The organism is Polaribacter sp. P097, assembly GCF_036864555.1.
GTDB lineage: Bacteria > Bacteroidota > Bacteroidia > Flavobacteriales > Flavobacteriaceae > Polaribacter.
The window spans coordinates 214,903-228,819 of the sequence record NZ_JAZETJ010000002.1 but is presented as its reverse complement, the minus strand read 5'-3'; the positions used below and the strand labels follow the sequence as shown (position 1 = coordinate 228,819).

The 13,917-nt window shown below is 29.4% G+C and carries 18 protein-coding genes; 10 read left to right on the top strand and 8 right to left on the bottom strand.

Features of this window, described 5'->3' with window-relative positions:
- Positions 1-41: 41 nt before the first annotated feature.
- The 4 genes from V7R38_RS08310 to V7R38_RS08295 are packed head-to-tail and all read left to right on the top strand — an operon-like array spanning position 42 to position 3,117.
- Positions 42-1,484, top strand: coding sequence for a hypothetical protein (locus tag V7R38_RS08310; protein ID WP_015480480.1), 1,443 nt, complete (start codon positions 42-44; stop codon positions 1,482-1,484).
- Between the two features lie 55 nt (positions 1,485-1,539).
- Positions 1,540-2,088 (top strand): RNA polymerase sigma factor, encoded by a 549-nt coding sequence (locus V7R38_RS08305; RefSeq protein ID WP_334057492.1) that lies wholly within the window; start codon positions 1,540-1,542, stop codon positions 2,086-2,088.
- Between the two features lie 31 nt (positions 2,089-2,119).
- Positions 2,120-2,659 (top strand): hypothetical protein, encoded by a 540-nt coding sequence (locus tag V7R38_RS08300; RefSeq protein ID WP_334057491.1) that lies wholly within the window; start codon positions 2,120-2,122, stop codon positions 2,657-2,659.
- A gap of 5 nt (positions 2,660-2,664) precedes the next feature.
- Positions 2,665-3,117: a sensor of ECF-type sigma factor gene (locus V7R38_RS08295; protein WP_334057489.1), complete on the top strand. Its 453-nt coding sequence runs from the start codon at positions 2,665-2,667 to the stop codon at positions 3,115-3,117.
- Positions 3,118-3,155: 38 nt separating this feature from the next.
- Here the strand turns inward: V7R38_RS08295 and V7R38_RS08290 are convergent, their stop codons facing one another.
- The 5 genes from V7R38_RS08290 to kdsB form a co-directional block, all read right to left on the bottom strand.
- Entirely contained in the window at positions 3,156-3,350 is a 195-nt protein-coding gene (locus tag V7R38_RS08290; protein ID WP_334057487.1) for a hypothetical protein, read from the bottom strand.
- A gap of 121 nt (positions 3,351-3,471) precedes the next feature.
- Positions 3,472-3,732: a hypothetical protein gene (locus V7R38_RS08285; protein WP_334057485.1), complete on the bottom strand. Its 261-nt coding sequence runs from the start codon at positions 3,730-3,732 to the stop codon at positions 3,472-3,474.
- A 25-nt stretch (positions 3,733-3,757) separates the two neighbouring features.
- Positions 3,758-4,384, bottom strand: a complete 627-nt coding sequence (locus V7R38_RS08280; RefSeq protein WP_334057483.1) for a chloramphenicol acetyltransferase — start codon at positions 4,382-4,384, stop codon at positions 3,758-3,760.
- A complete protein-coding gene (locus tag V7R38_RS08275; RefSeq protein ID WP_334057481.1) occupies positions 4,381-5,073 on the bottom strand; it encodes an HAD family hydrolase in 693 nt (230 codons plus the stop codon). The genes V7R38_RS08280 and V7R38_RS08275 overlap by 4 nt, the downstream gene beginning before the upstream one ends.
- Positions 5,066-5,803, bottom strand: a complete 738-nt coding sequence (gene kdsB / locus V7R38_RS08270; RefSeq protein WP_015480488.1) for a 3-deoxy-manno-octulosonate cytidylyltransferase — start codon at positions 5,801-5,803, stop codon at positions 5,066-5,068. The genes V7R38_RS08275 and kdsB overlap by 8 nt, the downstream gene beginning before the upstream one ends.
- Before the next feature lie 103 nt (positions 5,804-5,906).
- Between kdsB and V7R38_RS08265 the strand changes: the two genes are divergently transcribed.
- From V7R38_RS08265 to V7R38_RS08255, 3 genes are all read left to right on the top strand, one after another.
- Positions 5,907-6,077: a lmo0937 family membrane protein gene (locus tag V7R38_RS08265; protein ID WP_015480489.1), complete on the top strand. Its 171-nt coding sequence runs from the start codon at positions 5,907-5,909 to the stop codon at positions 6,075-6,077.
- 185 nt (positions 6,078-6,262) lie between these two features.
- Positions 6,263-7,180: a hypothetical protein gene (locus V7R38_RS08260; RefSeq protein ID WP_334057477.1), complete on the top strand. Its 918-nt coding sequence runs from the start codon at positions 6,263-6,265 to the stop codon at positions 7,178-7,180.
- 175 nt (positions 7,181-7,355) lie between these two features.
- Positions 7,356-8,285 carry a hypothetical protein gene (locus V7R38_RS08255; RefSeq protein WP_334057475.1) on the top strand — a complete coding sequence of 310 codons (930 nt, stop codon included), beginning with the start codon at positions 7,356-7,358 and terminating at the stop codon, positions 8,283-8,285.
- Between the two features lie 6 nt (positions 8,286-8,291).
- Here the strand turns inward: V7R38_RS08255 and V7R38_RS08250 are convergent, their stop codons facing one another.
- Both V7R38_RS08250 and idi read right to left on the bottom strand, forming a co-directional pair.
- On the bottom strand, positions 8,292-8,705 hold the full coding sequence (locus V7R38_RS08250; protein WP_334057473.1) for a 6-pyruvoyl trahydropterin synthase family protein: 414 nt from the start codon (positions 8,703-8,705) through the stop codon (positions 8,292-8,294).
- Complete coding sequence (gene idi, locus V7R38_RS08245; protein ID WP_334057471.1) at positions 8,698-9,216, bottom strand: isopentenyl-diphosphate Delta-isomerase; 519 nt, start codon at positions 9,214-9,216, stop codon at positions 8,698-8,700. The genes V7R38_RS08250 and idi overlap by 8 nt, the downstream gene beginning before the upstream one ends.
- Before the next feature lie 123 nt (positions 9,217-9,339).
- On the opposite strand from idi, the gene V7R38_RS08240 reads away from it, so the two are divergent.
- Positions 9,340-10,035 carry a peptidylprolyl isomerase gene (locus V7R38_RS08240; protein ID WP_334057469.1) on the top strand — a complete coding sequence of 232 codons (696 nt, stop codon included), beginning with the start codon at positions 9,340-9,342 and terminating at the stop codon, positions 10,033-10,035.
- On the opposite strand, the gene V7R38_RS08235 is transcribed toward V7R38_RS08240, so the two are convergent.
- A complete protein-coding gene (locus V7R38_RS08235; RefSeq protein WP_334057467.1) occupies positions 10,032-10,625 on the bottom strand; it encodes a hypothetical protein in 594 nt (197 codons plus the stop codon). The two genes, V7R38_RS08240 and V7R38_RS08235, sit on opposite strands and share 4 nt — an antisense overlap.
- A 116-nt stretch (positions 10,626-10,741) precedes the next feature.
- On the opposite strand from V7R38_RS08235, the gene V7R38_RS08230 reads away from it, so the two are divergent.
- A complete protein-coding gene (locus V7R38_RS08230; protein WP_334057465.1) occupies positions 10,742-12,334 on the top strand; it encodes a peptide chain release factor 3 in 1,593 nt (530 codons plus the stop codon).
- Positions 12,335-12,340: 6 nt separating this feature from the next.
- Positions 12,341-13,909 carry a hypothetical protein gene (locus tag V7R38_RS08225; RefSeq protein ID WP_334057463.1) on the top strand — a complete coding sequence of 523 codons (1,569 nt, stop codon included), beginning with the start codon at positions 12,341-12,343 and terminating at the stop codon, positions 13,907-13,909.
- The last annotated feature ends 8 nt before the right edge of the window (positions 13,910-13,917 follow it).

Below are 13,917 nucleotides of genomic sequence, written 5' to 3'. Positions count from 1 at the left end.
CTTATTTAGTACATTTGTTTAAGATTAAAATACAAAATTAAATGGCAATTTCTTTAAAGGGAGATCAAGAAATTAGTAGTGTACCGACTACTAAAAGTAAAGCATTAAGAATTAATTTAAACTCAGATATTTACGGAACTTTTGCTGAAATTGGGGCAGGTCAAGAAACTGCGCGTAATTTCTTTAGATCTGGAGCTGCATCTGGTACTATTGCAAAAGCAATGAGTGCTTATGATAAAGATTTTTCTGATGCTATTTACGGAGTTGAAAGCGACAATAGATACGTTACTGAATCTCGTTTAAAGAAAATGTTAGGTCATGAAATTAATCTAATGGAAGATAGACTTAGCAGACAAAAACATCCTGACAAGTTATTTTTCAGTTACGCAAATACTGTAACAACGATTGATTTTGCTAGAAAATTTAAAGGACATGGTTGGGTTGGTATCCGTTTTCAGTTAGATCCTTTAGAAGATTATAATGAAATTGTACTTCACCTTCGTTTTAAAGAAACAGATGCTCGTTTGCAACAAGAAACCTTGGGTGTTTTAGGTGTAAACTTAATTTATGGTGCTTTTTATTTAAATGATAATCCAAAAGAATTGGTAAAATCATTTTATCATAACTTAGGAAATCATCAGCTAGAGATTGATATGATTAATTTCTCTGGACCACGTTTTATGTATGTAGACAACAGATTAATGAGTTTACAATTGCTTAAAAACGGAATGACAAATGCTGTTATGTTTGGGCCTGATGGAAATAACTTATTGCCTGCACAAGTATTATACAAAAAGAATATTTTAGCTTTAAGAGGTAGTTTTAGACCAGTAACTAAAGTTAATATGGATATGTATGAGCAATCTAAAAAGATGTTCTTACAAGAAAACAAGGTTGAAGAAAGTAAAACTCAAGTTATTTTCGAAATTACGTTAAGTAACCTTTCTGCAGAAGGTAAAATTAATGAAAGAGACTTTTTAGATAGAGCTGAATTACTTTGTTCTTTAGGGCAAAATGTAATGATTACCAGCTTTCAACAATACTTTAAACTGGTTGAATATTTTAGTGAATTTACTAAAGAAAGAATGGCACTTGCAATGGGTGTTTACAACTTAATTCAAATTTTCGATGAAAAATACTACAGAGATTTGAGTGGTGGAATTTTAGAGGCATTTGGTAAATTATTCTACAGAGACTTAAAGGTGTACATGTATCCTTATCATGATCAAGATTCTGACGAATTTATTAATAGCGATAACCTAAAAGTACATCCTAGAATGAAAGAATTGTACAAATTCTTTAAAAACAATGGTAAACTTTTAGACATTAAAGGCTTTGATAAAGGCATCTTAGACATCTTTTCTAGAACCGTTTTAAAAATGATTATGAATGGTGAAAAAGGTTGGGAAGCTATGTTACCTGAAGGTATTGCAGAAACTATTAAGCAAAAAAGACTATTTGGGTATTCTAGAACTAGAAACTAATTTTTTTTTAATTAAACCTTTTCAGTAAATTTCTGTCTAATAGAAAAAGTATTTTTTGACAGAAGAACTTACCTTAATAACAGAATTACAAAATTCTAAAACAAAAGAAATTGCTTTTCGTAAGTTAATAACTACTTACAAAGAGCGTTTGTATTGGCATATTCGTAAAATTGTTATTAGTCATGATGATGCAGATGATGTTCTTCAAAATACATTTATAAAAATATTTAAGAATATAGATGGCTTTAACAATAACAGTAAACTTTATTCTTGGATGTATAGAATTGCAACCAATGAAGCTATTACTTTTATTAACAAAAGAGCCAAGGAAAGAAATGTAGATATTACTGAATATCACAAATCTGTTGCTAGCACTTTACAAAGTGATGTTTTTTTTGACGGTGATGAAATAGAAATTATTTTACAGCAAGCCATAGCAACTTTACCAGAAAAGCAAAAGCTTGTTTTTAACATGAAGTATTTTGACGAAATGAAATATGATGAAATTTCACAAATTTTAGATACCTCTGTAGGAGCCTTAAAATCATCCTATTTTCATGCCGTAAAAAAAATAGAAAATTATATTAAAACAACTACAAATTAAACCTTTAGCAAAAATTAGTGTCTAAATAATAATGGAAAACGAAACAAGAAATAGCGAACAATTTATTAAAAGTACTTTAGGTAATAAAAACCCTTTTGCTACTCCAGATAATTATTTTGATGCTATAGAAGATCAATTCTCAGCTAAATTAGCAGAAGAAAATTTTTCTAAAGAAAACCCTTTCAAGGTTTCTGATAATTATTTTGAAAGTTTAGAAGACACTATTCTAGCTAAGGTAGAATCAGGTAAAAAAGAAGTAAAAGTTATTTCTCTAAAAGATAGATTATTAAAAGTAATTCCTTTTGCAGCTGCAGCATCTATAATATTATTTATAGGTCTTAACACCTTTAATTTTAACACAGATAATACAGCCAGTTTAGATAGTCTTTCTGATGCTGATATTGAATACTGGTTAGATTCAAACACATTACACACTACAGATATTGCCTCTGTTTTAGAAGACGATCTGTTAGAAGAAAATGCTTTTTACTTTACAGATATAGAAGATGAAAGTATTGAAGATTACATTAACACAGACGATAATAGTTATTTATTAAACGAATTAAAATAAAAAAGATGAAGAATATTTTAACCTTAATGTGCTTGAGCATATTTTTTAGTTGGTCTTTGTCTGCACAAAAGCCAAGTGAAAGCAGAGAAAAAATTAAAGCGTTAAAAATTGCTTATTTAACAGAGCAATTAAATTTAACGACTACAGAAGCAGAAAAATTTTGGCCAATTTATAATGCGCACGATAAAGAGCACAATGCTTTACGTTATAAAATGAGAACAGCCATTAAAAACGCAATAGATAAAAACACTAGCGTAGATAATATCTCAGAAAAAGAAGCACAAGATCTAATTCAATTAAAACTAGAAACAGATAAGAAAATTTATCAATCTCAGAGTGCTTTCATTTCTAAAGTAAAAAAAGTACTTAGCTATAAAAAAATCATGAAGCTACAAGTTGCAGAAATGGAATTTGGCCGAAAATTAATGAGGAAATACAAGCGTAAACGAAAAGAATAAATAGAAAAAAAAGGAAGCAAAATTGCTTCCTTTTTTTTCTATGTAATTAGAGGCAAACAAAGGTTTAACTCAGGTTTATTTGCTGTAAAGTGTTTTAACCATATTGCAAGTTCTTTAATTTCGTAAGGCAATAACCTTTTTAAAGACTTTTCTAACTCTTTACAAAACAACTCTGAATTAAAACTTACTTTCATTAAAATAGTTTTAGTGTATTCAAACATTGCTCTGGCCATAAGTAAAAAGATTTAATAGTTATACAACGATTATTATAAAACTTTATTGTAACCAAATTTAAATAAAAAACCAACATTTGTAAAAATGTTGGTCTTAAAATTTTCCTTAAAAAATGTTAATTTAAATAGCATTAATCTTTTCTACCAAAGCTCTTGCCTTAGTTTCTAATTCTTGATTAATCTCTTTGTAGTGTTTTTTATTATTTTCAACATTCTTAGCATGAACCTTTGCAATCAAAGCATCGAAAGTTTCGATTGCTTCATCTATGATTTCATCACCTTTTTTAGGTTCATTTTTTAATGTTGATACATCTAAAGCATATTCAATAACATCTCCTAAAACGTAATTAATATCTTTCTTTAAGTTTTTAATACTTGCCATTACTTATTTTATTTAAAATGCAAATTTAGGTGTTTTTATCTAATTGGCTTTGAAATTCTTCAAAAAATAACCCAATATGATAACCATCTACCAATGCATGATTTACTGTAATTGCCACTGGCATTTTTAGTTGATCTTTTTCTATAAACGTTTTTCCGAAAGCAAGTTTAGGTATACTATCATTCTTTACACCAGAAACTGGCTCTTTATGACTTGTGAATGTAAACCAAGGCAATGCAGAACAATACATGCAATCATCTGAATTTATTGGAGGAAATAAATCTGTTGAGTTTAATATTCGTTCTTTTTCTTTTTTAAAATTTTCATTAAAAAGATAAAAATCTTCTTCGAAATTGATAAATGAAAATCCGAATGTATTATCTTCTCTAGCTACAGTTGCAGATGCATGAATTACATCATAAATAGCGATTTTATCATCATGAATTCTGTATCTAAAATTTTCAAAGGTATTTAATGCTTTTAAGCAAGCATGCAAATACGATACAAAGAAAGAGTGTTCTTCTTTTTGCGCTTTTTTATAAACCTTGGTTACGTCTACATTTACAGTAACTGCAAAAGAAGGATTTTCTAAACTTTTAAAATGAGTATAATGCTGTTTTCTGTTCCAAGTATCAACGTCTAAATATTTCATAAAAGTGATGGCAATTCTTTAATACTTGCCAATGTTTTATAAGTTTCGTTTTGTTTTTCTTGTTCTGTAACTTCTTCATGCATCCAAGTTGTATGAAAAGGAATATGTATTGCAGATGCACCAATTTTAATTAGTGGTAATACATCAGATTTTAAAGAGTTACCAATCATTAATAATTCTGATGGTTGAATATCTAAATGATTAATAAGCTTGGTGTAATCTTTGTCTTTTTTATCGCTCATCACCTCTATATGATGAAAATACTTTAAGAGATTAGATTTTTCTAACTTACGTTCTTGATCTAGTAAATCGCCTTTTGTTGCGACAATTAGTTTGTATTTGCCTTGCAAAGATTTTAGAACCTCTTCTACTCCATCTAAAAGTTCAATTGGTTTTTCTAACATCTCCTTACCAATATTTACAATAGCTTCTATGGTTTTAGGTTGAATGTTATAATTAGACAATTCTAAAGCACACTCTATCATAGACAGTACAAATCCTTTAATACCATAACCGTAAAATTTAAGATTTTGAATCTCTTTCTTAAATAACTCCTGATCTATTTTATTTTTGGTTTCGTATTTCGAAAGCAATTTTGCAAATTCTTCTTCTGCCTCTCTAAAATAAGTTTCGTTAACCCATAAAGTATCATCTGCATCAAAGGCAATAACTTTAATATTATTATTCATGATTTTCTAAAAGTTTTATAGCTTTTTCTAAATCTTCTGGTGTATCTATACCTATAGATTCTACAGATGTTTCTACCATTTTTATTTTTTTACCAATTTCTTGGTAACGAATAGCCTCAATTTTTTCAGCAGCTTCTAAAGGTGTAATTGGTGTATGATAAAAATCGATTAACGCTTGTTTTCTAAAAGCATAAACACCTTTATGTTTGAAGTATTTTACATCAACTGCATCATCTCTATGATAAGGAATAACGCTTCTAGAAAAGTAAATAGCCATATTATTAACATCAGTAATAACCTTAACATTATTTGGATTCTCTATATCTTCCTTTTCTGTAATTTGAACTTTTAGTGAAGCCAAATCGACTTGTTTCTTAGCATCTTCTTTAAAAACTTGAATTAATTTGGTTAACGATTCTGTATCTATAAAGGGCTCATCTCCTTGTACATTTACAACGATATCTACATCCAAATCTAAAACAGCTTCAGCAATTCTGTCTGAGCCACATTCGTGCTCTTTTTTGCTCATAATTGCTTTTCCTTTTGCTTCTGTAATTGTGTTGTAAATAATATCTGAATCTGTAACTACAAAAACATCATCAAACAAATTTGTTTGTAAGGCTGCTTCATAGGTTCTTAAAATAACAGATTTACCACCTAAGTTTTTCATCAATTTACCTGGAAAACGAGACGCTTTATAACGTGCAGGAATCATTGCAATTGTATTCATAGTCTACTTATAAAATATCATCAAAGATAATATTAAAATGGATAGCGTTAATTTTCAAGATATAAAAAATATAATTTTGAAGTGAACTAAAAAAACAGAAATTATGAGAAGTATATTATGGTTAGTAGCAGTTATTTGTATTATTGTTTGGTTATTAGGCTTTTTAGGTCTAGCACCAGGAATTGCAACAGGAAATTTAATTCACATCTTATTAGTAGTAGCAATTATTGCAGTATTATATAATTTAATATCAGGTAGAAAACCTTTGAACTAGTAATAAGCAACACCTATATAAAAAAGCCTAAAACTTAGTTTTAGGCTTTTTCTTTTTTAAGAAAAATTGATTTTATGATTTATAAATTATTAAGTATTAATTTAAATAATGAATACTCCATTTTGAAATTTAGATAAACTTCTTTTTTACGTATTTTTGCAACGTTTAATTTATTGGGGAGTAAAGTGAATAGCAACAGATTACTTTTTATTTTAATTCTTTTGTTCTGCATCAATTTATATGGTTCAGACAGAACATTATACGTAGATAATTTTAGCAATATTTTAGGCAACCCTGGTAAAGAAGATAAACTACTACTATTTGCAAAACGAAATAACTTTAAAACTTTAATATTATATCAACTAAACAAGGTTGATAAACGTTGGTCTTTAACAGATGCTTCGAAAAACGGAATTTTAGCAGAGTTTATTTCTAAAGCAAAAACCAAGTATAGTGTTCAAAATATTGGTGCTTCTGGTGAAAGTGCAACCTTTTTTACCAATAGAATAGATCCTTACAACAATACTAGAACTAAAAGCTCTGAAAAATTTGATATCTACAATTTAGAATTTGAATATTGGTCTAAAAATGCTTCTGGTGATGATGGCTATTATTGCGAAAATTACCTGAGAGAAAACAACTTGGCATGCACAAGAACTGGCTCTTTTCAATATTTTGTAAATAATTTAAAAGAACTAAATTCTTTATCATCTAAAAACAAACACAACATTAAGGTAGAGGCCTATTTAGCCTATTTTTCTAAAGAAGAAATGAAGGTAATTAACGAGTTGTGCGATCGTGTAATTATACATGGCTTTGGTAAAAATCCAAAAACCGCAATGAATTCTGCCACAAAAAGCTTAAAACTAATAATGAATTTAAATAGTAGTATTAAAACGTCTATTTTGCTTTCTACTAGAATGAATCATATGGGTTATTGGTTTAAGCATAATAGCTTAGGTAAAAGCGAATCTTTACTGTTTAAAGAAATGAATGGTAAAAGTCTTGAACTTAGAAAACAACTAAACCTAGATGGTTTTAGCTACCAAACTTATTCTTACCTAGAAAAGGCTATAAGCTACTATTCTTACAGTCAAAACTAACCATTATCAAAACTTTCTAATCATTTAAAAATCTCGTAAAGTCGAAAAGTTTTCGGCTCACAATTAAAAAACACCTCCTATTATTTTGATATTTAGTTAATTATGACTATTTTTAACTTGATGTATTAATGGGTATTAATACATCAAGCCAAAAATTAATTACATCCCCCACATTATGTATACTAAAAAAAGTATTCTTCTTCTTTTATTGATATCGTTATCAATTCCAATATTTTCTCAAGAACGCATTCTATACGTAGATAGTTTTAAATCTATTTTGGGTGATGAGAAAAAAGAAATTAAATTACTCAACTTTGCTAAAGAAAATAATTTTTCTAGTTTAATTTTATATGAACTAGATAAGATTGATAAGAAACTTTTTCACTTAGCAGATAATACTAAAAATTCAGTTCTTGTAAATTTTATGGTGAAAGCCAGAAAGTTTTACGGAATAAAAGAAATCGCTGCTTCTGGAGAAAGTGGAGGGTTCTTTGTGGATGAAATTGCACCTTACAATTCAGGTAGAACAGACCCAAATGAAAAGTTTGATGTTTATAATTTAGAATATGAATATTGGAAATACGACTCTTCTAATTTAGGAGGATATTATTGTGAAAACTACTTAAGAAAAAACGGAATACCATGTAATAGAGAAGGTAGTTACAACTACTATAAAGAATCGCTTTCCATAATGGAATTGCTTGCGGAAGAAAGTGATACCAAAATTAAAACTGAAGCGTATTTAGGCAATTTTAAGTCTAGTGAAATTAATAAAATAAGCAAACACACAGATCGAATTTTAATAAGTGGTTATGCCAATACTCCAGAAAACAGTTTTACAGTAGTAAAAAAACTATTAAAACTTATTGCAAAATGTGAATGCAAACCAGAAGTTTCTGTTATTTTTTCTTCTGAAGTAGAATTTATGAAGGGATACCTAAATTACCATTCTTTAGATGTTATTGAAGAAAAGTTCATTAAAGAAATGAAAAGAAATAATCTCTATAACAAAGTTAATCTTGTAGGTTTTACTTACTACAACTATTCTTACTTAGAAGATGCAGTAGAAAATGAAACTTTTAGAAGAACGGGTATTAGAAAGTAAAATTATTTATTCACCAGAATAACTCACAAAATTCCTAGGCGTTTCGTAAAGTGTAATCTTCAGCTCTAAGTCAGTTGGTAAATGCTTTCTAAGTTTATCATAAGTTACAACACAAATGTTTTCTGCAGTCGGATTTAATTCTTGAAATTCTGGAACTTCAACATTCAAATTTTTATGATCAAAACATTCTTCAATCTCAGATTTAATCAGGTTTTTCAAAATTCCTAAATCGTAAACGTAGCCTGTATCTTTATCAATTTCTCCAGTTAAAGAAACAATTAATTCATAATTATGCCCATGAAAGTTAGGATTGCTACACTTATTAAAAACATCAAAATTTTTCTCATCAGACCAATCTTTTCTATATAAACGATGTGCAGCATTAAAATGTGCTTTTCTGTGAACTGTAACTTTAGGCATTAGTTAGTCTTTTATAAGATTCTTTAAAAATTATTTTAAACCACTCAGTATAAATCTCAGGGTTTTGCTCAATATCACTCTTAACATCTTCTAATTGCATCCATTTATAAGCTGCAACCTCATCTTCGTTAATAACTGGTTTATCTTCATATTTACCAATTAACACATAATCTAATTCGTGTTCGGTTAAACCATTATCAAAAGGCGCTTTATAAATAAATGAAAACACTTCTTTTAACTCTGTTGTAAAACCCATTTCTTCTTGTAATCTTCTTCTACCAGCTTCAACATTATTCTCTCCTACTCTTTGATGAGAGCAGCAGGTGTTCGTCCATAACAAAGGCGAATGGTATTTATGTGCTGCTCTTTGTTGCAACATTAACTCACCTTTTTCATTGAATACAAATACTGAAAACGCTCTATGTAAAAGGGCTTTTTCATGGGCTTCCATTTTGGGCATTGTGCCAATTTGATTGTCGTCTTTATCAACTAAAATCACTTGTTCTTCCATATGTTACAAATATACTGCAATCATAATCCTTAAAAAACTAAACTTTTTATAAAATCATCAAATATTTCTATTCTTTTATTTTGATGATTTATATTTGAAGCTGATTCTTCAAATTCAACCAAATTGAAATTTATTTTTAGACTTTCTTTAATTGCATTTGCCATTTTCTTGTATCAATGCAACTCAGCTCCTAAACAGAAAAAAAAGTTAGAAGAAAAAAAGCAGGTTGAAATAAAAAAGAAAGAAGAAGAAAAGGTCGTCAAAGCTTGGGACAGCTTAAATAGATTTAATGCTGAAGCTTTTTTAACAGCATATGGCAAAGAGAACCCAGAAACTAAAGTTATTATTAAAACCAAGTTTGGCGATATAAAAGTGCGCTTGTATAAAGATGTACCTGTTCATAGAGCCAATTTTATTTTTCTAACAAAAATCAAATATTTTAATACCACTGTAATTTATAGAGTTGCCAAAAACTTTGTAATTCAAGGAGGTAATTCAGACAATTTGTACACGCAAAAACAGCGAAGAAAATATGGTAACTATTTGCTTGAACCAGAATTTCGTAAACATAGAAAGCACAAATATGGTGCTTTAGCTGCTGCCAGACAATGGGAAAATAATCCAAACAAACTCTCTAGTCCATTCGAATTTTACATGGTACACAAAAGAAATGGTGCACATCATTTAGATAATGAACATACTGTTTTTGGAGAAGTTATCTCTGGCTTTGATACCTTAGATAAAATATCTAAAGTAAAAGTGGGTGTAGATGAATGGCCAGTGGATGATATACCAATGACCATTGAAATTTTAGATTAGTCGTTTTCGATTACTTTATTTAAAACTTCTTGAGGCAGTAATTTACTTATAATTTCAAGCTTTAAATTATCGATAGCTAAATATTTCCAATCCGTTTCTCCATCATAAGAAATACTTACAATAGTCTGATTAACAATTACATTAAAAAATTTAGTTTTCTCATCAAACTTTACGTTTTCACTTCCATATTGCTGCTCAAAATTTAATTTTAAAGCATACAATAATCTATCATCTAAACCTAAAGCCTTATTATCATCTCCTAAAACTCTAATTCTTTGATTACCTGTAATCTTTAGAATAGCATAAAACTTGTTATTTACCTGAAAAACATCTGAAATATCTAAAACCTTAGGTAGGTCAGAATCAATTTGCATTTTAGGATTGTTAAAAGTAGCCTCCATTACTGATACTAATTGTTCTTTTGGTACAATCTCAAAAAGCTCTTCTGCTGTAAATTCTAATGATTTTTCAAATTCTTTATCTAACAAGGCTTGTTGCATTTTAATAAATCGCTCTTTAATCAATTTATTTTGAGCATTTATTGATGCTATACTTAAAAACAAAAAGGCAAATAAAAATACTTTTTTCATGTGTTTTAGCTTATAAAATCGGCCAAAGATATAAAATTAAACATACAATACATTTGAAATACTTATCATTGACAATTGACTTTGTAAAATGTATCTTTGCACCTCAAATTTTGTAAATGAGTTTTTTAAAGGAGATAGCACGTAGAAGAACATTTGGTATAATTTCGCATCCAGATGCTGGTAAAACTACCTTAACAGAAAAGTTACTTTTATTTGGGGGTGCTATTCAAGAAGCAGGTGCTGTAAAAAATAATAAAATTAAAAAAGGTGCTACTTCAGATTTTATGGAGATTGAGCGTCAAAGAGGTATATCTGTTGCCACATCTGTTCTTGCTTTTATCTATAAAGACAAAAAAATAAACATATTAGATACTCCTGGTCACAAAGATTTTGCAGAAGATACTTTTAGAACGCTAACTGCTGTAGATAGTGTAATTGTAGTTATAGATGTTGCAAAGGGTGTTGAGCCACAAACCGAAAAATTAGTTGAAGTATGTAGAATGAGAAGCATACCAATGTTGGTTTTTATTAACAAGTTGGATAGAGAAGGAAAAGATGCTTTTGATTTGTTAGACGAAGTTGAACAAAAACTAGGTTTACGAGTAACACCTATGAGTTTCCCAATAGGAATGGGTTATGATTTTAAAGGGATTTACAACATTTGGGAAAAGAAATTAAACTTATTTTCTGGTGATAATAAACAAACCATTTCTGAAGGAATTGAGTTTGATGATTTATCGAATCCAGATTTAGATAAAGCTGTTGGTGAAAATGCTGCAGATACACTTCGTGAAGAAATTGAATTGATTAGTGAAGTTTATCCTGAATTTAATCAGGAAGAATATTTAAAAGGAGAATTGCAACCAGTTTTCTTTGGTTCTGCCTTAAATAATTTTGGTGTTAAAGAGTTGTTAGATGCATTTATAGAAATTGCACCTTCTCCTCAACCTAAAAAAGCAGAAGAACGTTTAGTAGACTCTAAAGAAAATAAAATGACTGGTTTTGTGTTTAAAATTCACGCAAACATGGATCCTAAGCACAGAGATAGATTAGCGTTTATAAAAGTCGTTTCTGGAACTTTCAAAAGAAACTCTCCTTATTTGCATGTTAGAAATGGAAAAAAGGTAAAATTTTCTAGTCCGAATGCATTTTTTGCAGAAAAGAAAGAAATTGTAGATGAGTCTTATCCTGGAGATATTGTAGGTATTCATGATACAGGAAACTTTAAAATAGGTGATACCTTAACTGAAGGAGAAGATTTAAACTTTAGAGGTATCCCTAGTTTTTCACCAGAACATTTTAGATATGTAAATAATGCAGACCCAATGAAATCTAAACAATTGTATAAAGGTTTAGATCAATTGATGGATGAAGGTGTAGCCCAATTATTTATTCTAGAAATGAATGGTAGAAGAGTTATTGGTACAGTGGGTGCTCTGCAATTTGAAGTAATTCAATATCGATTAGAACATGAATATGGAGCAAAATGTACCTACGAAAACTTGAGTGTACACAAAGCTTGTTGGGTAGAACCAGAAGATGCTAAAAGCGAAGAGTTTAAAGAATTTAAAAGAGTAAAACAACGTTATCTAGCAAAAGATAAACAAGGTCAGTTGGTGTTTTTAGCAGATTCTGCTTTCACCATTCAAATGACGCAAAGCAAATATCCGAATGTAAAATTGCATTTTACAAGTGAATTTAAAGACTAATATTTTATGAAAAAACTGCTATTTATATTATGTATTATTAGTTCTTTAAACGGACAGTCACAAGAATTCAATTTATCTAATTTACAAGGTAAAGAACTAAATAATAATATTCGTTTAAATTACATTTTAGTAAATCAACCTGTAGATAAAGTTAGCTACGAATTAGAACCTACAATGGGTTTTGTTGGGTTAAACTATAACATTCCTTTAAACGATTGGTTATATACTGGTGCAGGTTTTCATACTGCAATTACAGGAGATCAAGGTGGTTTATTTACTCTGGGTGTAAACTTAGGGGTAAATTTTCCTTTGTATAAAAATCTTTATTTTGATGCTAACGTGCACTTTGGTGGTGGTGGTGGTTACAGAAGTTTAGTAAATGGTGGTGGAATTATTTATCCTAATGCTGGTCTACAGTACAAAACTGATAAATTTTCATTCGGAGTTCAATATGGATATGTAGACTTTTTTACAGGAATTCAAAAAAGTGATAATGTATCTTTCTTTATAGAAATTCCGACAACTATTAGAACTAGTTCTTACGCAAATTCTCACAAAACATATACTGTAGATGGTTTAGACGAAGATGAATTTTGGCAAAAACCTGCAGTTAAAAGCGTTCAGCAAATTACTTTTGATTATTTCTTTCCTGTTGGTAATTCAAGAACAGATGCAAGCACTAACCCAAGATATCAGCAAATAGATAATACCTTATCTATATTAGGGTTTGAATATCAGAGATATTTAACTGATGATACTTTTATCTATGCACATGTAGATGCTATGTATTCAGGTTTAACAGCTGGTTTTATGGATTTGTTTTTTGGAGTTGGAAAAAACTTTATAGAAACAAAGTATGTAAATTTCTTTGCTAAAATGGGTATTGGAGCAGCTGGAGGTAGAATTTTCCCTGAAGGTGGTTTAACAGCTTACCCAAATGCAGGTGCAGATATTAGAATTACAGATAAATTTGGTTTAAGCGTTCATGGAGGATATCACAGATCTATAGGTGGTGTTGCTAGTTTTCAAGCATATACTGCTGGCTTTAGTTTAAAGTACTATGGCTTAAGTGGTGGTGTTACAGATCCTTTCACAAACGAACGTGCCAAAACAATTAGAGCACAGGGCATCCAAATTATAGCCCAAAATCAAACTTATTTTGATGTTGCTAAATTCGGAATTCCAGATAGCGACTTACAGTTAATAGGTATTAAAATTTTATACGACATTAACAAAAGATTTTATTTAGCAGGTGAAGCTTCATTTGCTTACGAAGGCGAATCTGGAGGATATGCTCATGGAGTATTTGGTTTGGGTGTAAAAAGTAATAAATTCTTTAACGAAAAAGTCTCTACCTTTTTAGAAATGTCTGCAGGTGTTGCAGGTGGTGGACGTGTAGATTCTGGAGAAGGTATTTTAGTAAGACCAACTGCTGGTATAAACTATCATGTAAATAATGATTTATCATTTCATGTTTCTGGAGGACAAATGTGGTCTCCATTTGGAAATGTAAACTCAACAAACATAAATATTGGTTTAGCTTATGGCTTATCAATTTTAAATGCAAAAAAATAATAACGATT